The organism is Serratia sarumanii, from assembly GCF_029962605.1.
Classification (GTDB): Bacteria; Pseudomonadota; Gammaproteobacteria; order Enterobacterales; family Enterobacteriaceae; genus Serratia; species Serratia sarumanii.
In genome coordinates, this window is the sequence record NZ_CP124750.1 from 1,260,761 (window position 1) to 1,282,085 (window position 21,325).

Consider the following 21,325-nt stretch of genomic DNA (forward strand, 5'->3'; position numbering starts at 1 on the left):
GAAATGCAACTGAACAAAGTGCTGAAAGGGCTTCTGCTGGCACTGCCAGTTCTGGCTGTAGCAGCTTGTAGTTCTAACAAAAGCGCAAACAACGACCAATCTGGTATGGGCGCTGGCACTGGTATGGAAAACGGCAGCAGCAACCTGTCTTCCGAAGAACAAGCTCGTCTGCAGATGCAAGAACTGCAGAAGAACAACATCGTTTACTTCGGCCTGGACAAGTATGACGTAAGCTCCGAATTCGCTCAGATGCTGGACGCGCACGCTGCATTCCTGCGTAACAACCCGTCTTACAAAGTGACCGTTGAAGGCCACGCTGACGAACGCGGCACGCCGGAATACAACATCGCTCTGGGTGAGCGCCGTGCTAACGCCGTTAAAATGTACCTGCAGGGTAAAGGCGTTTCCGCTGACCAGATCTCTATCGTTTCTTACGGTAAAGAAAAACCAGCAGTACTGGGCCACGACGAAGCGGCTTATGCTAAAAACCGTCGTGCCGTTCTGGTTTACTAAGAGAATCGCATGAACAGTAACTTCAGACGTCACCTGTTGAGTCTGTCGTTACTGGTTGGCGTAGCGGCCCCCTGGGCCGCTACTGCCCAAGCGCCAATCAGTAATGTCGGCTCCGGCTCGGTCGAAGACCGCGTCACCTCGCTTGAGCGCATCAGCAATGCTCAAGGCCAGCTTTTAAATCAACTCCAGCAACAACTCTCTGATAACCAACGCGACATTGATTCTCTCCGTGGGCAAATCCAGGAAAGCCAGTATCAGTTGAATCAGGTGGTTGAACGCCAGAAGCAAATCTATCAGCAGATGGATAGCCTCAGCCAGGGCGGCGCTCAGAGCGCCTCTGCGGCCGCGGGCGCTGCCGGCGGGGCAGCCGCAGGCGCATCTTCCGATGCGGGCGGCAGCGCTCCCGCAGCCGCCTCCGCCACGCCGAGCGGCGGTGATGAGAACAGCGACTACAACGCCGCTGTTTCTCTGGCACTGGAAAAAAAACAGTATGACCAGGCGATTTCCGCCTTTCAGTCCTTCGTAAAACAGTACCCGAAGTCTACTTACCAGCCCAACGCCAACTATTGGCTGGGCCAGTTGTTCTACAACAAGGGTAAAAAAGACGACGCGGCCTACTATTTTGCGGTGGTGGTGAAGAATTACGCTAAATCACCGAAGGCGCCGGACGCCATGTACAAGGTGGGTATCATCATGCAGGAGAAAGGGCAGGCCGATAAAGCCAAAGCCGTGTTCCAGCAGGTGATTAAACAGTACCCAACCAGTGCGGCGGCCAAACAGGCGAAAAGTCGCGTAGGCGGTTAACAGTCAGAAAAATGAGCCCAGAAGTTAGTCGATTTGACCGATTTCTGGGCTCATTCGCGTGAAGAACAAGCAGTTGAACGCATCGGTAAAAAATTTAGGTTGCGCTGCCAAGATAAATTAGTAATATATGCCGCCGTTGCCAAGACATCTTGCAAGATGTTAAAGCGGCAGGGAAATTGGGTCGTTAGCTCAGTTGGTAGAGCAGTTGACTTTTAATCAATTGGTCGCAGGTTCGAATCCTGCACGACCCACCAATTTCTGAAGTAGCAGTAACCACAACAGTGGGTGATTAGCTCAGTTGGTAGAGCATCTCCTTTACACGGAGGGGGTCGGCGGTTCGAGCCCGTCATCACCCACCACTGTTATGGGTCGTTAGCTCAGTTGGTAGAGCAGTTGACTTTTAATCAATTGGTCGCAGGTTCGAATCCTGCACGACCCACCATTCTTTAAGAAAGAATGGCAGCTTCAGAATCGGTTTGATGTGGCAAAGTAAAGGTCCGAGTCGAGTACCCGTCGAGTTGTCCTGAACATCCCCATCCTTGTTTTCCGCGAGTTGGTTTCAGTAACCTATTCGCCATCAGCAGTAAACCACATCAGTGGGTCGTTAGCTCAGTTGGTAGAGCAGTTGACTTTTAATCAATTGGTCGCAGGTTCGAATCCTGCACGACCCACCAATTTCTGAAGTAGCAGTAACCACAGCAGTGGGTGATTAGCTCAGTTGGTAGAGCATCTCCTTTACACGGAGGGGGTCGGCGGTTCGAGCCCGTCATCACCCACCACACTGCGGGTCGTTAGCTCAGTTGGTAGAGCAGTTGACTTTTAATCAATTGGTCGCAGGTTCGAATCCTGCACGACCCACCAATTCAGAAAAAAGCGCCTTTTGGCGCTTTTTTCGCATCTACGCCACCAGATTCTGCTTTATCCTCTTGCCAACAGAGTTCACCGAGTCGTGCGGGTGAGAGTCTGCGCTCAGGTTCGAGCATCGCGCAGCGATACGACAACGCGCAGCGTTGCCCGCAGGGTGAGGCCACAGGCCGAATTAATCCTGCACGACCCACCAATTCAGAAAAAAGCGCCTTTTGGCGCTTTTTTCGCATCTGCAGCACCGTAACCTACATACGTGCTTTCTCGTTTCAACACTGCACCGATCATCATCCCGCTGTTCTCTGAACGGGCTATACGGTCTCGTCAGGCCATTATCCGCTGTGAACTGCACGGCCAGCGTCCGTGTTTTTAATTCATTAAACAATGGATGCGCAAATATGAAAATATCAGCGGACTTTTCGCGCAAGTTTAGGTATTTTGTTTAGTATATAAAACGAAGGGCGTTGCGGCAGGCGATATTCACGCGGCAGGCGCCCAGCCTAGCATGAGATTGCAGCGATGAGTGAAATGTTTGATGTCAATGCGGCGGTGTATCCCTTCCCGCCTAAACCGGTACCGCTGGACGTAGCCGAAAAAGCCTTTTATCGCGAGAAGATCAAAACCCTGCTCAAGCAGCGCAATGCGGTGATGGTCGCCCACTATTATACCGATCCGGAAATCCAGGCGCTGGCGGAAGAAACCGGCGGCTGCGTGGCGGATTCGCTGGAAATGGCGCGCTTCGGTAGCACCCATCCGGCTTCCACGCTGCTGGTGGCCGGCGTGCGTTTCATGGGGGAAACCGCCAAGATCCTCAGCCCGGAAAAGCAGGTGCTGATGCCGACGCTGTTTGCCGAATGTTCGCTGGATCTGGGCTGCCCGGAAGAGGAGTTTCATGCGTTTTGCGACAGCCATCCCGATCGTACCGTGGTGGTCTATGCGAACACCTCGGCGGCGGTCAAAGCGCGCGCTGACTGGGTGGTCACTTCCAGCATCGCCGTCGAGCTGATCGAACACCTGGACAGCCTGGGCGAGAAGATCATCTGGGCGCCGGATCGCCATCTCGGCAGCTACGTGCAGAAGCATACCGGCGCCGACGTGCTGTGTTGGCAAGGCGCCTGCATTGTCCATGACGAGTTCAAGACTCAGGCGCTGCGGCGCATGAAGGCGCTCTATCCGCAGGCGGCCATTCTGGTGCATCCCGAATCGCCACAGGCGGTGGTTGAATTGGCGGATGCGGTGGGATCGACCAGCCAACTGATTCAGGCGGCGAAAACATTGCCGCATCAACAGCTGATCGTCGCCACCGATCGCGGTATCTTTTACAAGATGCAGCAGGCCTGTCCGGACAAGGAGCTGTTCGAAGCGCCGACCGCCGGAGAAGGGGCGACCTGCCGCAGCTGCGCGCACTGCCCGTGGATGGCGATGAATGGCCTGAAGGCGATTGCCGAAGGGCTGGAGCAGGGGGGCGCGCAGCATGAGATCCATGTGGACGCCGCGCTGCGTGAAAAGGCGCTGGTGCCGCTGAACCGCATGCTGGATTTCGCCGCTCAGCTTAAAATGCAGGTTAAAGGCAACGCTTAACCGTTTAAAAGGATGACCTCATGAGCTTCTTCAGTACCAGCAATATTCTGGTGCACATTCCGCTTGGCGCGGGCGGTTACGATCTGTCGTGGATCGAAGCCATCGGCACGCTGTTCGGGTTGCTGTGCATCTGGTACGCCAGCAAGGAAAAAATCATCAACTACCTGTTCGGCCTGATCAACGTCACGCTGTTCGCGGTGATTTTCTTCCAGATCCAGCTGTACGCCAGCCTGCTGCTGCAGCTGTTCTTTTTCGGCGCCAATATTTACGGTTGGTATGCCTGGAGCCGCCAGACCCAGGATAATCAGGCTGAGCTGCAGATCCGCTGGCTGCCGCTGCCGAAAGCGTTGGCCTGGGCGGCGGTCTGCGTCATCGGCATCGGCCTGATGACCTTCAATATCGACCGCGTGTTCGCCTGGCTGACGCAGATCGCGGTGGCAGTGATGCAAGGGCTGGGGCTGAACGTGCAGATGCCTGAGCTGCAGCCGGACGCGTTCCCGTTCTGGGATTCGGCGATGATGGTGCTCTCCATCGTGGCGATGATTCTGATGACGCGCAAGTACGTGGAAAACTGGCTGCTGTGGGTGGTTATCGATGTCATCAGCGTGGCGATCTTCGCCTACCAGGGGGTGTACGCGATGGCGCTGGAGTATGTCATTCTGACGCTGATTGCCCTGAACGGCTCCTGGCTATGGATCAAGAGCGCCGGGCGCAATGGTTCCAACCCGCTCTCTTCCGCACCTTAACAACGCAGAGGGCGCCGTGATGGCGCCCTCTTGGCTTAGTGACGATGTCCCAGATGGGAGTGGGCTTCGGCATGTGAGTGTTCACTCGGCTCCGGCGCCCGGTTGATACCGCAGTCCGGCGTCTCGCAGTGCCGGTACTCCATCTGAATGGTCACGTGGCCAATCTTGTAGTGTTCCAACAGATAAGCCTGAATGCGTTGCAACAGCCCATCGTGGTCATGCGGCGGGATCACCTGCGCATGCAGCGTCATCAGCTTCTGTTCGCCGATCTGCCAGACGTGCACGTGATGGATGTTGCGCACTTCCGGGATATTCAGGCACAGGTCTTTTTGCAGCTTGGCGATATCGACCTCCTGCGGCGTGCCTTCCAACAGCTCGTGGAAACTCTCCTTCAGCAGCCGCCAGGCGCTGCGCAGCACCAGACAGGAGACGAGCACCGACAGGATCGGGTCAATCGGCGTCCAGCCGGTGGCAAGAATGACGATGGCGGCGACGATGGCGCCCACCGAGCCGAGTAGATCGCCCAGCACATGCAGCGCGGCGGCGCGCACGTTGATATTTTTCTCTTCGCTGCCGCGATGCAGCAGCCAGAAGGCGAACAGGTTCGCCAGCAGCCCCGCTACGGCGATGATCAGCATCGGGGTACCCATCACCGGCTGCGGCTCGAAGAAACGCCGTATCGCCTCCCACAGGATGAATACCACGATCACCAGCAGCGCCGCGGCGTTGAGGAAGGCCGCCAGGGTGGTCAGGCGCAGGTAGCCGAAGGTGTGGCGCGCGTTGGGCTTGCGCTGGGAGAAGTGCACCGCCATCAGCGCCACCAGCAGCGCGGCGGCATCGGTCAGCATGTGGCCGGCGTCGGCCAACAGCGCCAACGAGCCGGACAACAGGCCGCCGACCACCTCGGCCACCATAAAGACGGCGGTGACTAAAAAAGCGGTCAGTAGGCGTTTACTATTACTGTCTTTCGGCAGGTGTACGTGTGGAGTGTCCGACATTATTCATCCTTATGCATAGCCAAAGTGGGGGCGGCGGCGAGCAGAGCGTCCAGCTCCGGCACTATCTGCGCCACTAACGCCTTTAATTTAGTATAAGCGGCGGCGGCAAGCGCGCCCCGACGTGCGGTTTCCACCAGCTGCTGGCACAGCTGCGCGGCTTCCGGCAGTTGCAGCATCAGCAGGCTGCCCTTGATGCGGTGCGCCGCCTGCTCCAGGCGCGGCCAGTCGTTCGCGGCGACGGCGTCCGCGAGCCGCTGCCGGTCTTGCCGCAGCGTATCGCCGAGCGTCTGCGCCAGCCGCTGCAGCATGGCGCGATCGCCACCCGCCATTTCGGCCAGCGTTTGTCGCAGGTCAGTAAGGACTGACTTTGCTTCCTGCACCTGCGGTTGCTGAGCCAACACCTGGCCGATCGCCGCCAGTGAAATCGGTTTGGTCAGGAAGTGGTCGATCGCCACCAGCCCCGGAGGAATGCGGGTAAACTCCTGCACGTCTGCCGAGCAGAGCACGATGCGGCAAGGCGGGCGTTGCAGCCGCTGTTCGTCGCGGCGGATCAGCCTGGCCAGCGTCAGGCCGTCCGGGCGCGGCATGTTATAGTCGATAAACAGCAGATCGAACGGTTGCCGGCGTTGGGCCTTCAACAGCGCATAGCCTTGTTCGAAGCGGGCGGGTTGCAGCCCGAAGTGGCGCAGCTGGCGCTCCATCAGCAACAGATTGGTGGGGTGATCGTCGATCAGCGCGGTACGCAAGGCGGAAGACGGCAGAGCAAAGGGGCTTTCCTCCGGGGCGGCAACCGGCGCCGCGCCGCTCAGCTCGACCGGTATCGCGACCTCGACGCGGGTGCCTACGCCCGGCTGCGAGCGCAGCTCGATGCGGCCGCCCATCTGTTCGACGATCTCTTTGCAGATCGACAGCCCCAAACCGGTACCCTGCACCGAGATGCGTTGCGCGCCGCGCGCGCGGTAAAACGGTTGGAACAGTTTGTCTATTTCATCGGCGGCGATACCGCAGCCGCTGTCGTTCACCGTCAGATGCAATTCCCCCTGCCGCTCATCCTGCGCGCGCCAGCCGATCTCGACCTGAATGGCGCCGCGCGGCGTAAATTTTATCGCGTTGTTTATCAGGTTGTTAGCCACCTGAAGTAAACGCTCACCATCAATCACTACCGCCTCCGGCAATGCCGGATCCGCCAGCACGCTCAGCGTCAACGGCCGCTCGCCGATCAGCGGCCGGTAGAGGGCGTCGATGCGTGCGACCCAGGGGCGCAGCACCACCGGTTTCGGCGCCAGCGTCAGCGAGCCGGTTTCCAGCCGCGCGTGATCCTGCAGGTCGTTGAGCAGGTTGAGCAGCGATGAGGCCGAGCTGTATATCACCGGCAGGCCTTCCGGCGCGGGTTGGCGTTTGAGCTCCAGTTCCAGCAGGCCAAGGATGGCGTGCATCGGCGTGCGCAGCTCATGGCTGACGGTGGCGAGGAATTTGCTCTTCATGCGGTTTTCCGCCTCGGCGCGGCGGCGCGCGTGCTCGAGTTCTTTGCGTTCGCGTTTTTCACGGCGCTGCAGCATGAAACGGCGCAGCGTCAGCGCCAGCAGCAGCACGGTGGCGGCGGCCAGCAGCGCCAGCAGCCAGGTGGTCTGCGGCGGCATGCGGTTGTCATTCACCGCGTCGATCAGGTTGCTGCGGTCGACGATCCACTCGTCGCGCAGCGATTGCAGGGTGTCCGCCGGGATCTGCATCAGGTTCTTATCGAGGATCGCCAACAGAAGAGGTTGATCGCGGCGCACGCCGAAGGCCACCGGATAGGGGATGTTGTTGGCGGCGAAGGCCAGCTTGATGGCACCGGAATAGCGTGACAGCGCCAAAAAGTTGGCGGAGATGACGTTATCCACCAGCGCATCCAGCTGGCCGTTGGCCAGCGCGTCATACATCGACTTACTGTCGGCGAAGCTGACAGTCTGCTCCTGTTCCGGCACCAGCCCCCGCGCCAAATCGCCCTGCAGCACGCCGATGCGCTTGCCGGCCAAATCGCTCCAGGTGGAAATGCCGTTAGCGTGCTGGCCGACGTAAACCCCCCACAGCGAACGGTGGATCGGCATGCTGGCGCCGTAGCGCGCCTTGACGCCGCGCGCCAGCGGCAGGGCGGCGCGGAAGCTGGCCTGGCCGGACTGCACCAGCAGATCGGCCTGCTCGGCGTTGCGCGCCCACAGCGGCGCGAAACGCAGCCCGGTGTTTTGCGCGATGATGTTGAGAATGTCGATGGCGTAGCCGCGCGGCTGGCCGTCGGAGCCGCGGTAGGCGAACGGGAAGTTGTTCTCGATGGCGGCGTAGTAAACCACGCGGTGGCTCGCCACCCAATTCTTCTCCATCGTCGTCAGATCGGCATTGCCGGTGTCGAGGTAGCTGGGGATCTTCTTGCTCCAGCGGCCCTGCAGGGCGTTCATCAGCTCCATCGGCGCGTCGGCGATGGCGGTGTCCAGCGTGTCTATCAGCCGCGAGTCGTCGGCGGCGAACACGAAGGACAGGTTGCCCAGGTTCTCGTTGCTTTCAATCTGATAGAGCTGGCCGAGCTGCAGCTGATCGATGATAAAGCTGGCGCTGGCCTCGTCGGCGATAAAGTAGTCGCTGCTGCCGTTGAGCAGCGAGTAGACCGCCTGCAGATTGTTGTCGTAGCGCTGGATCTGCGACGCGACCGCCTGCAGAGCGCCGCCGGACTGCATGTCGGTCAGCGCGCCGATTGCGACGCGGGCGTTGGCGGAGTTGAGCATCACCGGCCGATCGTTGCTGCGATCGCGCAATACGCGCAGGTTGCTGACGTAATAGGGCTGAGAGATCGCCAGGCCGTGCAGCGCCTCACTCTGCGGGATGCCGTACAGCAGATCGATCTTGCCGTCGTGCAGCGCCTGCTCCAGCTGCGTCAGATCGGCAAAGCCGTAAATGGCGAAGCGAATGCCGGTCACCTGCTGGATATAGCCGAGGTAGTCGGCATTCAGCCCATATAGATCGTCATCCACGATGATGTTGTACGGGCTGGTGTTCTCACTGACGATGCCGACGCGCAGCGTACGGTCGCGCCAGGGGTTTTTCTCGCCGACGATCAGCATATTCTCGGGGGTATTCAGATTGCTGACCAGCTGATAGCGCACCGGCTCTGCCGCCTGCGCCAGACCGCACCACAGCAGCAGTAGCAGCAGGGCGCGGCGCATCATGGCGCCAGCTCTTTAAACACCGCCACCAGCTCCAGCAGGTTGCCGGCGCCGGTTTTGCGCTGGATGTTCTTCTTGTGGGTGCTGACGGTCTTGTTGCTGATGTGCAGCCGATCGGCGATCTGCAGGTTGGACAGCCCCTGGCTCAACAAGCCCAGCACCTCGAGCTCTTTAGGAGTGAGCAGCCCGCCGTCTGCCGTCGGCGCTTCTTCGGCCAGCGCGGTGGCGGGGAAGCGGGTTTCACCGTCCAGCACCTGCTCGATCGCCTGCAACAACTCTGCCAACGAGCTGCCTTTGTTGACGAAACCGTTGGCGCCGGCGGCATGCGCCATGCGCGCATAGATCTCGGCCTCCTGCGCGGTATAGATCAGGATCGGCTGCTGCGGGTAGCGGCGGCGGATTTTTTTCAACAGCTGCAGCCCGTCGACCTGCGGCAGGCCGATATCCAGGATCACCAGGCCGAAAGCGGCCTCGGCCAGCAGGGCCAGCGCCTGGACGTCGTCCTGCGCCGCCTGCAGGCGGTAGGGGCGGGATGATTTCATTAGCGCCGCTTCCAGTGCGACATGAACCACCGGGTGATCATCAACTAATAACAGAGAGGGCATGTTCAACTCGGGTCGCTTTATATTCCGATCGCTAGCATAGCGAAAAAGGAGGCTCTGCGCTCCCCTGATGAAACAGCACAATCTGCTGTTAATTTGGCGGTTCCAGCGGCGGGGGGCAAAGGTGATTTACAGCGCCATTCCCACAGGCTAGATTGTTGGGATCTACACCGTTACGCACTGCGAAATACCCCTCGATACCGAATGGAAAAGCTATGAATTACCAAAACGACGATTTACGCATTAATGATATTAAGGAACTCCTGCCGCCGGTGGCTTTGCTGGAGAAATTCCCGGCCACTGAACGCGCAGCAAAGACGGTGTCCCAGGCCCGCAGCGCAATTCACAATATCCTCCGCGGCAGCGACGATCGCCTGCTGGTGGTGATTGGTCCTTGCTCTATCCACGATACGAAAGCCGCCAAAGAGTACGCGGGGCGCCTGCTGGCGCTGCGTGAAGAACTGAGCGGCGAGTTGGAAGTGGTCATGCGCGTATACTTCGAAAAACCGCGCACCACCGTGGGCTGGAAAGGCCTGATCAACGATCCGCAGATGGACAACAGTTTCAACATCAACGACGGTCTGCGCCTGGCGCGCAAGCTGCTGGTGGAGATCAACGACAGCGGCCTGCCTGCCGCCGGCGAATTCCTCGACATGATCACGCCGCAGTACCTGGCGGATTTGATGAGCTGGGGCGCCATCGGCGCGCGCACCACGGAATCGCAGGTGCACCGCGAGCTGGCCTCCGGCCTTTCCTGCCCGGTCGGCTTCAAGAACGGCACCGACGGCACCATCAAGGTGGCGATCGACGCCATCAACGCCGCCGGCGCGCCGCACTGCTTCCTGTCGGTGACCAAATGGGGCCACTCGGCGATCGTTAACACCAGCGGCAACGGCGATTGCCACATTATCCTGCGCGGCGGCAAAGAGCCGAACTACAGCGCGGCGCACGTGAAGGACGTCAAAGCCGGCCTGAGCAAAGCCGGGCTGCCGGCGCAGGTGATGATCGACTTCAGCCATGCCAACAGCAGCAAACAGTTCAAAAAGCAGATGGACGTGAGCGCTGACGTTTGCGGGCAAATTGGCGGCGGTGAAAAAGCGATCATCGGCGTGATGATCGAAAGCCACCTGGTGGAAGGCAACCAGAACCTTGAAAGCGGCGAGCCGCTGGTTTACGGCAAGAGCGTGACCGACGGCTGCATCGGCTGGCAGGATACCGAAACCGTGCTGCGCGATCTGGCGGCGGCGGTGAAAGCGCGCCGCGGATAATAGCTAAAATGACAAGGGCCCGGCAGCGGGTCCTTGTTTTATCCTTGTCATTGTACTTCTCTCTCCCGATAATTTAAGGCTTACACTTAATAGGCCAATGAAATCATTAAGCGGCCACCTTCGCATTATTCCTATTTAATAAAAGAATAATTGTCACTGCTCGCGGCATTGTGCTTATATAAGACGCTTTTTTATTCCACAAACCCCGCATGACAAATAAGCGGGGAGTGGTATGACCTATTCCTTTCAGGACGAAAGAATTATGACAAGCAATACCTCGCAGCCGCTGGGGCTGCACCGGATTAAATTCCATGGGAAAGGCGGCGAGTACTTCGCGATTTGGTTGGTTAACGCATTATTGACCATCGTGACGCTGGGCATCTATTCCGCCTGGGCGACGGTGCGCCGCCGCCGCTATTTTTACGGTAACACGGAATTGGACGGCGATCGTTTCGATTACCATGCGCAACCGCTGCAAATTCTGAAAGGGCGGCTGTTGGTGATCGGCGGCCTCATCGTATTTTATATCCTGTTGGCGGTAACGCCACTGCTGGGGCTGCTGGCTTTGCTGGTGTTGCTTGCCCTGCTGCCGTGGATCGTTATCCGCAGCTGGCGCTACAATGCGATTATGTCGAGCTATCGCGGCGTGCGTTTTAATTATGTTTGCCGCACCGGGCGCGCTTATTGGGCGTTACTGTTCTGCCCGCTATTGCTGATTATCGGGCTTTATGTCGCCTTAATCATTTTGCTCAGCATTGGCAGCGGTTTTGAAAGCATCAACGCCATCGGCCTGATGCTGGTGTTGACGCTGCTGTTGGCCGTGCCGGCATTCGCCGCCGTCAACGGTATTATTAGCGCGCTGCAGCACGATCTGTACGTTAATAACCTGTTTTTCGGGAATACGCCGTTTATTGCCGAGCTGAAAAAGTCGGCCTTTATCAAATTTGCCTTGATCGGCCTGCTCATTTTCCTGCCGTTTATGTTGGCGGCGCTGGTGTGTATGGGGTCGTTCATTCTGTCGCTGTACCAAATGGTATTGATGGGCATGCTGACGGATGAAACCGCCGATTTGCTGGTGTTGGAAAATATTGGCAGCCTGCTGCTGATGATGGTGGTGCTGCTGATTGGCGCCTTGATCGCCGGCAGCTACCAGGTCGTCGCCCAACGCAACTATCTGTTTAACCAGGCGACGCTGAACGGCAACGTTAAACTGCACTCTTCCATGCAAACGCTGCCGTATATGGGGCTGTTGATCACCAATACCCTGATCACCCTGTTCTCGCTCGGTTTCGCCGTGCCGGTGGCGGAAGTGCGCCACGCCCGTTATCTGGCGGAGTGCACGGCGGTCGAAGGCGATCTGGCATTGCTGGACATCGCGGCGCATCAGGAAACCGCCAACAGCGCGGTGGCCGAAGAAGCGTTGCAGGCGCTGGATCTGGGCGGCAGCTTCTGAGGCGCCGATGATCCTCGAGGGCGCCTATCAGTTGCCGGGGCGGGCCGCGCGTGAGGCGGCTCGCCTGCTGGTGAACGAAAGCGGCGAGGGCGTGACGCTGCAGCGGCAGGATGAGCAACGTTACATCCCCTTGGCGGACATCACCGTCTCTGCGGCGCTGGGCAATATTCCGCTGACGCTGACCTTCAAGGACGGCGCGCGCTTTGTGCCGGATGACGATGCGGCCTTCCGCCGCTGGTTCTATCAGCGCCGTTCGCCGGGCTGGGTGCATCGCCTGGAGCGCCACAAACGCGGCGTCGCCGTGGCGCTGCTGATGACGCTGCTGGCTGTCGTAGCCTACGTTAACGTCGTGCTGCCGTGGGCGAGCAGCGAGATCGCCATGCGCATCCCTACCTCGGTGGAACAGACGCTGGGCGAACATACGCAGACGTTTTTGAGCCAAAGCGGCTTTGAACCCTCCGCATTGCCGGCCGAGCGTCAGCAGGCGTTGCAGCAGCTGTTCCGGCAGGTGATGCCGGCCGAGATGCGCCAGGAGCGTACGCCGCTGTCGTTGAAGCTGATGGCGGCGCCCGGTGCGCCGAACGCCTTTATGTTGCCGGACGGCACGCTGGTGCTCAGCGATGGGCTGGTCGCCCTGTCGAAAAACGACGATGCTCTGGCGGCGGTGATGCTGCATGAGATGGGGCATCACGCTTATCGCCATCCGATGCGCATGCTGGTGCGTTCGTCACTGGTGGCGTTGACGCTGATGTGGATGACCGGCGACGTCAGCGGCATCGGCGACACGCTGCTGCAGTCTGCGTCCTTCGTGAATGAGATGCAGTTTTCCCGCGGCATGGAGCGTGAGGCGGATGCGTTTGCGATAGCGGAAATGCAGCGCCAGGGGCGTTCGCTGGCGCAAATGGCGGCGATCTACCGCGCGTTGGCGCAGGCGCCTGAACGCGAAACGGCTGACGGCTGGGCGCTGCCGGCCTGGCTCAGCACCCATCCGGCGATGCAGGAACGGCTGGACGCGGTGAACGAGGCGATGGCGCAGCAGTAATAAAAAAGCCCCCGGTTTTCACCGGGGGCTTTTTCGTTAACGGGCGAAATTACTTCGCTTTACCCTGGTTTGCCACGGCGGCCGCTTTTGCAGCGATCTCGTCGGCGTTACCCAGGTAGTAACGTTTGGTTGGCTTGAAGTTCTCGTCGAACTCATACACCAACGGCACACCGGTTGGGATGTTCAGTTCGAGGATTTCGTCTTCGCTCAGGTTATCCAGGTATTTCACCAGCGCGCGCAGCGAGTTGCCGTGCGCCGCAACGATCACGCGCTCGCCGCTCTTGATGCGTGGCAGGATCTCTTCGTCCCAGTAAGGAATCACGCGATCGATGGTCAGCGCCAGGCTTTCGGTCAGCGGCAGCTCTTGCTCGGTCAGCGAAGCGTAGCGCGGATCGTGGCCAGGGTAACGTTCGTCTTCTTTGGTCAGCTCAGGTGGGGTCACCGCGAAGCCGCGACGCCATTGTTTCACCTGCTCGTCGCCGTATTTTTCGGCGGTTTCCGCTTTGTTCAGACCCTGCAGCGCGCCGTAGTGACGTTCGTTCAGCTTCCAGGATTTTTCGGTCGGCAACCAGGCCTGATCCAGCTCGTCGAGGATGTTCCACAGGGTGTGGATCGCGCGCTTCAGTACGGAGGTGTAAGCGAAGTCGAAAGTGAAACCTTCCTCTTTCAACAGCTTGCCTGCTGCTTTCGCTTCGGTGCGGCCCTTGTCGGACAGATCAACATCGTACCAACCGGTGAAGCGGTTTTCTTGGTTCCACTGGCTTTCGCCGTGACGCACCAGAACCAGCTTAGTTACAGCCATAGCTTAACTCCTTAATAATCTGACATTTCAATGATAACGAAAATCATTATATTGCCGCGGGCCGGGGCTCGGCAATCGATAGTGTCTAACCATAGCCAATTTCTTGCCGCAAAGTAAGGGCTGGCGAAAGGAAAAAGCTGAATCGTTCAGGCTGGCGCTGCGAGGGGGGAAACGGCGCGCCAAAATCGCTTCGGGCGCGCCGTGGCGTGGGGAAAATCAGGCCGATTTTTTCAGGCAGTTGCTCATGAAGGTTTTACGCGCGTCGCCCTTCAGATCTTTGGTCTTGGCGTCGGCGTTGCAGTTCTTCATTTTCTGCTGCTGCGGCGTCAGGGTTTTGCCCGTCGCGGCGGAGCCTTCGGATTTCAGACAGGTGCTCATGAAGGTGGAACGATCGGCGCCTTTCAGCGATTTGGTGGATGCCTGCTGGTTGCAGTCGGTCATGCGTTTCTGTTGAGCCGCCTGCGCCGGCGAAGGCGTTTTCGTCGCCGTCGTCGCGTCGGCCGCCATCAGATTGGTGCTCAGCATTAAGCCCGCCAGCAATGGAAGTGCAGTAATCAGACGCATAGGTGTTCCTTCAGCTATTGATTGGCCGCCATCGGCCGAAAAAGGTGACGTTGCACAAGGCGTTGTGCTTATCACGGTAGCCTGAGTGTAGTGCGCGCTTTGGAATAAGGGAAGGCGGGCGCCGGTGGGGGGATAGCGTTAAAAGGTAAGCATTTATAACAAATTGCCCCCGGCCGCACGGCGAGGGGCGTGGCGGGTCAGATAGGATAAAACTGATAATGCGTGGCGCTGCGATAGCGGCTCCCCGGCTGCAGCCAGCAGTCCGGCTGCGGCCACTCGGGATGGTGCGGGCTGTCCGGCAAGAACTCGCTCTCCAGCGCCACGCCGGCATGGTCGGCGTAGCTGCCGCCATCGCGCGCCGGCGTGCCGGCCAGGTAATTGCCGCTGTAGAGTTGCAGCGCCGGCGCGTCGGTGAACACGCTCATTTGCACTTGCCCGTCTGCGGACCACAAATGAGCCGCCGGGCTCTCCAGCGCCCCGCAGGTACGATGCAGCAGGAATGCGTGATCGTAGCCTTTTACCCGCTGCTGGTCGCTGTCGCGCAGGAAATCCTGCAGCAGCGTTTTCGGCTGGCGAAAATCCATGCCACTGCCGTCCACCGGCGTCAGATCGGCGCAGGGAATGCCCTCGGCGTCGACGGGCAGATAGCGATCGGCGAACAGCTGCAGCCGCTGGGCGCGGGCGTCGGTGCCGGCGCCGTCCAGATTGAAATAGGCGTGGTTGGTCAGGTTGACCGGGCAGGGTCGATCGACCTGCGCCAGATAGCTGATTTCCAGGCGATTGTCATGAGTCAGGCGGTAACAAACCTGCACGTCGAGATTGCCGGGAAAGCCCTGATCGCCCTCCGCCGAGTGCAGCACATAGCAGACCTGCTGCGCATCATGCTGTACCCGGCGCCAGCGGCGGGCATGAAAACCGTCGGGGCCGCCGTGCAGCTGGTGGGCGCCCTGATTGGCGGCCAGCGCATGGGGTTTTCCGTCGATGGGCAGGCTGGCGTTGGCGATGCGGTTGGCGTAGCGGCCGACGGTGGCGCCCAGATAGGCGTCCTGACGTTGGTAGTCCGCCGGGCTGCGGCAGCCAAGCAACAGCTCGCGCCTTTCACCGGATTTGAGCGTCAAGACGGCGGACAGCCAGGTGGCGCCCCAGTCCATCAGCGTCACCGTCATGCCGCCGGCGTTTTGCAGCTGCGTCAGCTGATAAGGTTGCCCATCGGGGGCGACTGCCGAGGTTGCGGTCAGCATAGGCCGGCGCCTTGCGAAGCCTGGCAGACATAGAAGGTTTCCTGCAATCCGCCGGTTTGCCGCGGATACTCGTGCGCCACGGCGGCACGCACCGTCTCCACGAGATCCTGCGGCATCAGCGCGACGACACAGCCGCCAAAGCCGCCGCCGGTCATGCGCACGCCGCCGCGCGGGCCGATCGCCGCTTTGACGATCTCGACCAGCTTATCGATCGGCGGCACGGTGATTTCAAAGTCGTCGCGCATCGAGGCGTGCGACTCCGCCATCAGCCGGCCCATGCGTTGCAGATCGCCGGCCGCCAGCGCGTCGGCCGCCGCCAGCGTGCGGGCGTTCTCGCTGATCACATGGCGCGCGCGTTTGGCCACTAACGGATCGAGCTGGTGTTGACGCGTCTCAAACTGTTCGGGGCTGACGTCGCGCAGCGCCTTGACGCCGAAGAACCGCGCCGCTTCCTCGCACTGTTTGCGGCGGATATTGTACTCGCTGTCCACCAGCCCGCGTTGCACATTGGAGTTGATTATCACCACCGCGACGTTGTCCGGCATCGGCACCGCCCGGGCCTCCAGCGATCGGCAGTCGATCAGCAGCGCGCTGTCGCGCCGGCCGAGCGCGGAGATCAACTGGTCCATGATGCCGCAGTTGCAGCCGACGAACTGGTTCTCCGCTTCCTGGCCGTTCAGCGCCAGCGCTACGCCGTCCAGCGGCAGCTGATAGAGCGCCTGCAGCGCCTGGCCCACCGCCACTTCCAGCGCGGCGGAGGAGCTGAGCCCCGCGCCCTGCGGCACATTGCCGGCGACCACCAGATCCGCGCCGCCGAAGTCGGCGTTGCGGCGCTGAAGGTGCTTCACCACGCCGCGCACATAGTCCGACCAGCGCTGATCGGGGTGGCTGACGATCGGATCGTCGAGCGAGAATTGATCCTGCTGATGCTGATAATCGGCGGCCAGCACGCGGATCTGGCGGTCGTCGCGCTTGGCGCAGGCGATGACGGTTTGGTAATCGATGGCGCAGGGCAGCACGAAGCCGTCGTTGTAATCGGTATGTTCGCCGATCAGGTTCACCCGCCCCGGCGCCTGGATGGTCAACGTCGGCGCGTAGCCAAAGTGTTCGGTAAACAGAGAATGGGTAAGCGGTTTCAGGCTCATGCTTGGGCTCCGGCTTCACGGTAATGAATATCGCTGACGGCGCGCAGACGCTCTGCGGCCTGTTCGGCGGTCAGATCGCGCTGGGCTTCCGCCAGCATCTCGTAACCGACCATAAATTTGCGCACGCTGGCTGAACGCAGCAGCGGCGGATAGAAATGGGCGTGCAGCTGCCAGTGTCGGTTGTCGGCGCCGTTGAACGGCGCTCCGTGCCATCCCATCGAATAGGGGAAGGAGCACTGGAACAGGTTGTCGTAGCGGCTGGTCAGCTTCTTCAGCGCCAGCGCCAGATCCTGGCTTTGCGCCGCGCTGAGATCGGTAATGCGCTGCACCGCCGCTTTCGGCAGCAGCAGCGTTTCAAACGGCCAGGCGGCCCAGTAGGGCACCACCGCCAGCCAGTGTTCGGTGTTTACCACGATGCGTTCGCCGGCGGCCAGCTCGCGCTGCGCATAGTCCAGCAGCAGCGGGGAGGCGTGTTCCCGAAAATACGCGTGCTGCAGGCGATCTTCGCGTTCGGCCTCGTTCGGCAAAAAACTGTTGGCCCAGACCTGCCCGTGCGGGTGCGGGTTGGAGCAGCCCATCGCCGCGCCTTTGTTTTCGAACAGCTGTACCCAGGGATAGTGCTTGCCCAGCTCATCGGTTTGCGCCTGCCAGGCGGCGATCACCTGCTCCAGCGCCGGCAGCGTCAATTCGGGCAGGGTCTTGCTGTGATCGGGAGAGAAGCAGATCACCCGGCTGACGCCGCGCGCGCTCTGGCTGCGCATCAGCGGATCCTGGCTGTCGGGCGCCGGCGGCGTATCGCTCAGCAGCGCGGCGAAATCATTGGTGAAGACGTAGGTGCCGCGATAATCCGGATTACGATCGCCGGTGATGCGCGCGTTGCCCGGGCACAGGAAACAGTCGGGATCGTGCGCCGGCAGCGTTTCCGTCGGGACGGCCTCCTGCTGGCCCTGCCAGGGGCGCTTGGCGCGGTGCGGTGAGACCAGCACCCACTGGCCGCTCAGCGGGTTGTAGCGGCGGTGCGGATGATCGATAGGGTTAAATTCTGTCATACGGTTCCTTTCTTGGCGTCGACGAGGGTGTAATCGCTTCCAATTACCGTCTTAATACGCCCGTTGCTGAACAGGGAGAGGTCATTGCGCAAAAAGATAGCACGCCCGCGGCGCTAAAAAGGTGATCTAACGCGAAAAATGGAATCGTTTACACTGTGATGAAAAGCGCCTGATGGGCGGAGAAAAGCCGGTGGCAACGTGATTGAGGGCATTGCGATGCGCTACCGATGATAGCGTTTTCACCCGACCTGCCGGCAGAGAAAGGCTCTCTGCCGGCGTCAGCCGTTAAGGATGCTGATACAGCGGGTAGGTAAAGAACAGCAGATGGGTCAGATTAAGCCCGAAATGGAACAGAATCGGCACCCACAGGCGGCCGCTCCACATCCACGCCAGGCCGTAGATCACCCCGGCCAGCGTCGCGAAGATCACCATCAGCATGCCGCCGGCCAAATGCGCGGCGCCGAACACCAGAGAAGCGACGATCAGCGCCGGCCAGGCGCCCAGCCACTGGCTGAGGCGCTGCTGCAGGTAGCCGCGAAACAGCGCTTCTTCGGCCATACAGACGAAGAACAGGTTCGCCATCACGAAAGGCAGGATCCAGGCGGGCGCATGCAGCTCGATTTTTAAGCCGCCCAGCGCCACGGCCAGCAGCAACAGCGCCGGCACGGCCAGCAGCAGCGCAATCCAGCCCGCTTTGCCGACGTTGCCGCCGCGTTCAGCGGAAAACAGCGTGGGCAAGCAGGCGAACAGCAGGAAGGGCACCATCGCCTTGTCGAAGTTGTAATACATGGTGAACGGCGCGCTGAGCGGGCCGGCTTTTTCACCGTCGATCATCAGCTGATTGTGGATGCCCGGCACCAGGTGCAAGAACAGCGCCACGCAGCCGGCGACCACCAACCCTTCGAACGCGATCGCCAGACTACGCCGCTCGCGAAAATGGTGACGCAGCCCCGCCAGCGCCACGATGGCCAACAGGCAACCCAGGCTGAGCGGCGTCAACACCCCATGATAAAGCCCCATGCCCGCCGAGGCGGCCAGGATAACCCAGGCTATCAGCCGGTTAAACGGTAAGAAAAATAACGAAGCAGCCAGTACGCCCCACATGATATGTCCCTTTAAAATATGTACACGGCGCTCAGCGCCTATGCGGCGTGCGATGATGGCGAAATTGAGCGCTAGAGCGGATAGTAGCACACCAAGATGACGCTAAAGGTCGGGGCAGTGACGCATCCGTGCAGGGTGCCGGCCCACACGACCGGCGGTATTGAGGTCAGCCTTGCATCCAGGCCTGCGAACGGGCGATTTCCGCCAGGTTTTGCAGGGTGTCCAGGCTCTGCTGGTGGAGCTCCTGCGTGGGGGCCGCGCACAGATCGTGCAGCACGGTCACCTGGAAGCCGGCGTCGTGCGCCTGACGCGCGGTGCTCTCGATGGCGAGCGACGTGCTGACGCCCGCCAGCAGCAAATGGTGGCACCGATGTTGCCGCAGCCAGGCTAACAAATTGTTACCGGAGAAGGCGCTCACCGCCGTTTTATCAAACTGCAGATCGGTCTCCTCCTGATGCAGATCGGGCGCCCAGCGGCAGCCCGGGCCGTTTAGCCGCAGCGCGCCTATCTGTTTCAAATGGTTGAACAGCGGTGAGTGGAGCGGGATGTCATGATAATCGTCGGCAAATCCCGTCCGCACCCAAATCACCGGGATTTTTCGCACCCGGGCGTAGGCCGCGGCGGCATTGACGTTGGCGAGCAGGTGGCTTGCCGTCACCTGTTCGCGGCAGTGGTTGGCGCGCCCTTTGGGCCCGATCAGATCCTCGATCAGGTCGATGATAATCAACGCAGCGGACATGGCGTCTCCAGAAAATGGCCTTCTTTCTTTCTATGATAAAAGGCCAAATGTGATGTGCTGCGGTGAAGTGTTGCCGGATATGTTTACGCCGCGCTTCAGGCGGAAGCCGCCTCCAGCCGTTGCTGTTGGTAGCCGTAGCCGCCCTCGCCGTCAGGCACGAAGCTGAGGCGGTGTGTGATGCACTGCGGCGCGTCTTCGGCATGGTGCGAGACGAACAGCAGCTGGGTGGCGCCCTGGCCGATCAGCACGTCGATGAAGCGGCGCACCAGCTGGCGATTGAGCGGATCCAACCCTTGCAGCGGCTCGTCGAGGATCAGCAGCGCCGGGTGTTTCACCAGCGCGCGGGCGATCAGCGCCAGCCGCTGTTGGCCCCAGGAAAGGCTGTGGAACGGGGCGTCGCCGCGCGCGCCGTCGAGCCCGAGCAGCGCCAGCCATTGCTCGGTCAGCTGCCGCTGACGATCCGACACCGCCTGATAAATGCCGATCGAATCGAAGAACCCCGACAGCACCACGTTGCGCACGCTGGTGTTGACGCGATAATCCAGATGCAGGCTGCTGCTGACGTAGCCGATATGGCGCTTGATCTCCCAAATGGTTTCCCCGCTGCCGCGGCGGCGGCCGAACAGCGTCAGATCGTTACTGTAGCCCTGCGGGTGATCGCCGGTGATCAAGCTGAGCAGCGTGGATTTGCCGGCGCCGTTCGGGCCGACGATCTGCCAATGTTCACCGGGGTTAACCTGCCAGTCGAGATGATTGAGGATCGGCCGGTCGTTATAGCTGACTACGCCGTCGCGCAGGACGATCAGCGGCCGATCCGCCGGCAGCGACACCTTTTGCGTTGGATCCTCCTCCTCCGGCAGCGCCAGCCCGCTGAGGTTTTCGCTGTGCGCCAGCTGCGCCACCAGCGCGTCCGCCATCACCTGGCGGCGCGGCCCGCGGTTGGTCAGGGTACAGTCCGCCAGTACGCCCACCTGCCGGACAAAATCCGGGATATCGTCGAACCGGTTGAGCACCAGCACCACGGTCTGGCCCTGGGCGGAAAGCTCGCTCAGCAGCGTGGCGAGCTGCGCGCGCGAGTGCACGTCCAGCCCATCGAAGGGTTCGTCGAGGATCAGCAGGTCAGGCTCGGGCATCAGCGCCCGGCACAGCAGGGTTTTGCGCGTTTCGCCGGTGGAGAGGTATTTGAAGCGGCGCGTCAGCAGGGCGGTGATGCCGAACTGCGCGGCCAGCCGCTCACAGCGCGCGGCGTCTTGCACCTCTTCCTGAATGATTTCCGCCGCGGTGCGGCCGGTGTCGTCCTCGTCCGCGCTGAGCAGATCGGTGTTGTTACGTTGCCACTCGTCGCTGACCATTTTTTGCAGCTGTTCGAAGGAGATGCGCACCGCGTGCTGAAAGTCGCTGCGGCGCTCACCGCTCAGCAGAACCAGTTCGTCGGCCAGCGCGCGCGCCAGGGCGGATTTGCCGCTGCCGTTGGCGCCGACGAAGGCCCAGCTGTCGCCGGCCTGGATTTCCAGCGCGTCCAGCGTCAGGGTGCGGGTATCGCTTAAGCGGAATGAACCTTGCGAAATGTGCAACGACGACATCACCTGTTCCTTTTTTTGCAATTATTTGCC

Annotated in this window: 18 protein-coding genes, 6 tRNA genes and 1 other RNA gene; 14 read left to right on the forward strand and 11 right to left on the reverse strand. The window is 60.6% G+C overall.

Annotation, left to right across the window (positions count from 1 at the left end):
- Window positions 1-3: 3 nt before the first annotated feature.
- From pal to pnuC, 11 genes are all read left to right on the forward strand, one after another.
- Window positions 4-513: a peptidoglycan-associated lipoprotein Pal gene (pal, locus tag SSARUM_RS05940; protein ID WP_025160033.1), complete on the forward strand. Its 510-nt coding sequence runs from the start codon at window positions 4-6 to the stop codon at window positions 511-513.
- 9 nt (window positions 514-522) lie between these two features.
- Window positions 523-1,317, forward strand: coding sequence for a cell division protein CpoB (gene cpoB / locus SSARUM_RS05945; protein WP_033647153.1), 795 nt, complete (start codon window positions 523-525; stop codon window positions 1,315-1,317).
- 178 nt (window positions 1,318-1,495) lie between these two features.
- Window positions 1,496-1,571, forward strand: a tRNA-Lys gene (locus SSARUM_RS05950).
- Between the two features lie 29 nt (window positions 1,572-1,600).
- Window positions 1,601-1,676: transfer RNA gene (locus SSARUM_RS05955), tRNA-Val, on the forward strand.
- 7 nt (window positions 1,677-1,683) lie between these two features.
- Window positions 1,684-1,759, forward strand: a tRNA-Lys gene (locus tag SSARUM_RS05960).
- A gap of 156 nt (window positions 1,760-1,915) precedes the next feature.
- A tRNA-Lys gene (locus SSARUM_RS05965) sits at window positions 1,916-1,991 on the forward strand.
- A gap of 29 nt (window positions 1,992-2,020) precedes the next feature.
- Window positions 2,021-2,096, forward strand: a tRNA-Val gene (locus tag SSARUM_RS05970).
- A gap of 6 nt (window positions 2,097-2,102) precedes the next feature.
- Window positions 2,103-2,178: transfer RNA gene (locus SSARUM_RS05975), tRNA-Lys, on the forward strand.
- A gap of 74 nt (window positions 2,179-2,252) precedes the next feature.
- A non-coding RNA gene (locus tag SSARUM_RS05980) (RtT sRNA) lies at window positions 2,253-2,377 on the forward strand.
- A gap of 323 nt (window positions 2,378-2,700) precedes the next feature.
- On the forward strand, window positions 2,701-3,762 hold the full coding sequence (nadA, locus tag SSARUM_RS05985) for a quinolinate synthase NadA (RefSeq protein WP_060429673.1): 1,062 nt from the start codon (window positions 2,701-2,703) through the stop codon (window positions 3,760-3,762).
- Window positions 3,763-3,782: 20 nt separating this feature from the next.
- Window positions 3,783-4,508 carry a nicotinamide riboside transporter PnuC gene (gene pnuC, locus SSARUM_RS05990; protein ID WP_033637475.1) on the forward strand — a complete coding sequence of 242 codons (726 nt, stop codon included), beginning with the start codon at window positions 3,783-3,785 and terminating at the stop codon, window positions 4,506-4,508.
- Between the two features lie 35 nt (window positions 4,509-4,543).
- Here the strand turns inward: pnuC and zitB are convergent, their stop codons facing one another.
- The 3 genes from zitB to SSARUM_RS06005 are packed head-to-tail and all read right to left on the reverse strand — an operon-like array spanning window position 4,544 to window position 9,308.
- Complete coding sequence (gene zitB / locus SSARUM_RS05995) at window positions 4,544-5,506, reverse strand: CDF family zinc transporter ZitB (protein WP_033637476.1); 963 nt, start codon at window positions 5,504-5,506, stop codon at window positions 4,544-4,546.
- Window positions 5,506-8,706, reverse strand: coding sequence for an ATP-binding protein (locus SSARUM_RS06000; protein ID WP_060429675.1), 3,201 nt, complete (start codon window positions 8,704-8,706; stop codon window positions 5,506-5,508). The genes zitB and SSARUM_RS06000 overlap by 1 nt, the downstream gene beginning before the upstream one ends.
- Complete coding sequence (locus tag SSARUM_RS06005; RefSeq protein WP_060430578.1) at window positions 8,703-9,308, reverse strand: response regulator; 606 nt, start codon at window positions 9,306-9,308, stop codon at window positions 8,703-8,705. The genes SSARUM_RS06000 and SSARUM_RS06005 overlap by 4 nt, the downstream gene beginning before the upstream one ends.
- Before the next feature lie 212 nt (window positions 9,309-9,520).
- Here SSARUM_RS06005 and aroG point away from each other — a divergent pair, with 212 nt between their 5' ends.
- The 3 genes from aroG to SSARUM_RS06020 all read left to right on the forward strand — a co-directional run bounded on the left by aroG (window position 9,521) and on the right by SSARUM_RS06020 (window position 13,068).
- Window positions 9,521-10,573, forward strand: coding sequence for a 3-deoxy-7-phosphoheptulonate synthase AroG (gene aroG / locus SSARUM_RS06010; protein ID WP_060387392.1), 1,053 nt, complete (start codon window positions 9,521-9,523; stop codon window positions 10,571-10,573).
- A gap of 262 nt (window positions 10,574-10,835) precedes the next feature.
- Window positions 10,836-12,026, forward strand: a complete 1,191-nt coding sequence (locus SSARUM_RS06015) for a YjgN family protein (RefSeq protein ID WP_060430580.1) — start codon at window positions 10,836-10,838, stop codon at window positions 12,024-12,026.
- Between the two features lie 7 nt (window positions 12,027-12,033).
- Window positions 12,034-13,068, forward strand: coding sequence for a M48 family metallopeptidase (locus tag SSARUM_RS06020; RefSeq protein ID WP_033647148.1), 1,035 nt, complete (start codon window positions 12,034-12,036; stop codon window positions 13,066-13,068).
- A 49-nt stretch (window positions 13,069-13,117) separates the two neighbouring features.
- On the opposite strand, the gene gpmA is transcribed toward SSARUM_RS06020, so the two are convergent.
- The 8 genes from gpmA to modF form a co-directional block, all read right to left on the reverse strand.
- The gene (gpmA, locus tag SSARUM_RS06025) at window positions 13,118-13,870 is read right to left on the reverse strand and encodes a 2,3-diphosphoglycerate-dependent phosphoglycerate mutase (protein WP_004939834.1); all 753 of its coding nucleotides are present in this window, start codon (window positions 13,868-13,870) and stop codon (window positions 13,118-13,120) included.
- Between the two features lie 216 nt (window positions 13,871-14,086).
- Window positions 14,087-14,434 carry a PsiF family protein gene (locus tag SSARUM_RS06030; RefSeq protein WP_033637480.1) on the reverse strand — a complete coding sequence of 116 codons (348 nt, stop codon included), beginning with the start codon at window positions 14,432-14,434 and terminating at the stop codon, window positions 14,087-14,089.
- Window positions 14,435-14,631: 197 nt separating this feature from the next.
- Window positions 14,632-15,675, reverse strand: coding sequence for a galactose-1-epimerase (galM, locus tag SSARUM_RS06035; protein ID WP_060429677.1), 1,044 nt, complete (start codon window positions 15,673-15,675; stop codon window positions 14,632-14,634).
- Window positions 15,669-16,820 (reverse strand): galactokinase, encoded by a 1,152-nt coding sequence (galK, locus tag SSARUM_RS06040; RefSeq protein WP_060429679.1) that lies wholly within the window; start codon window positions 16,818-16,820, stop codon window positions 15,669-15,671. Before galK ends, galM begins: the two co-directional genes overlap by 7 nt.
- On the reverse strand, window positions 16,817-17,869 hold the full coding sequence (gene galT, locus SSARUM_RS06045) for a galactose-1-phosphate uridylyltransferase (protein ID WP_041033923.1): 1,053 nt from the start codon (window positions 17,867-17,869) through the stop codon (window positions 16,817-16,819). The genes galK and galT overlap by 4 nt, the downstream gene beginning before the upstream one ends.
- A gap of 285 nt (window positions 17,870-18,154) precedes the next feature.
- Complete coding sequence (locus SSARUM_RS06050; RefSeq protein WP_033647143.1) at window positions 18,155-18,973, reverse strand: CPBP family intramembrane glutamic endopeptidase; 819 nt, start codon at window positions 18,971-18,973, stop codon at window positions 18,155-18,157.
- 166 nt (window positions 18,974-19,139) lie between these two features.
- Window positions 19,140-19,712, reverse strand: coding sequence for a cysteine hydrolase family protein (locus tag SSARUM_RS06055; RefSeq protein WP_041033925.1), 573 nt, complete (start codon window positions 19,710-19,712; stop codon window positions 19,140-19,142).
- 95 nt (window positions 19,713-19,807) lie between these two features.
- Window positions 19,808-21,295, reverse strand: a complete 1,488-nt coding sequence (gene modF, locus SSARUM_RS06060; protein ID WP_060430582.1) for a molybdate ABC transporter ATP-binding protein ModF — start codon at window positions 21,293-21,295, stop codon at window positions 19,808-19,810.
- Between the last annotated feature and the right edge of the window lie 30 nt (window positions 21,296-21,325).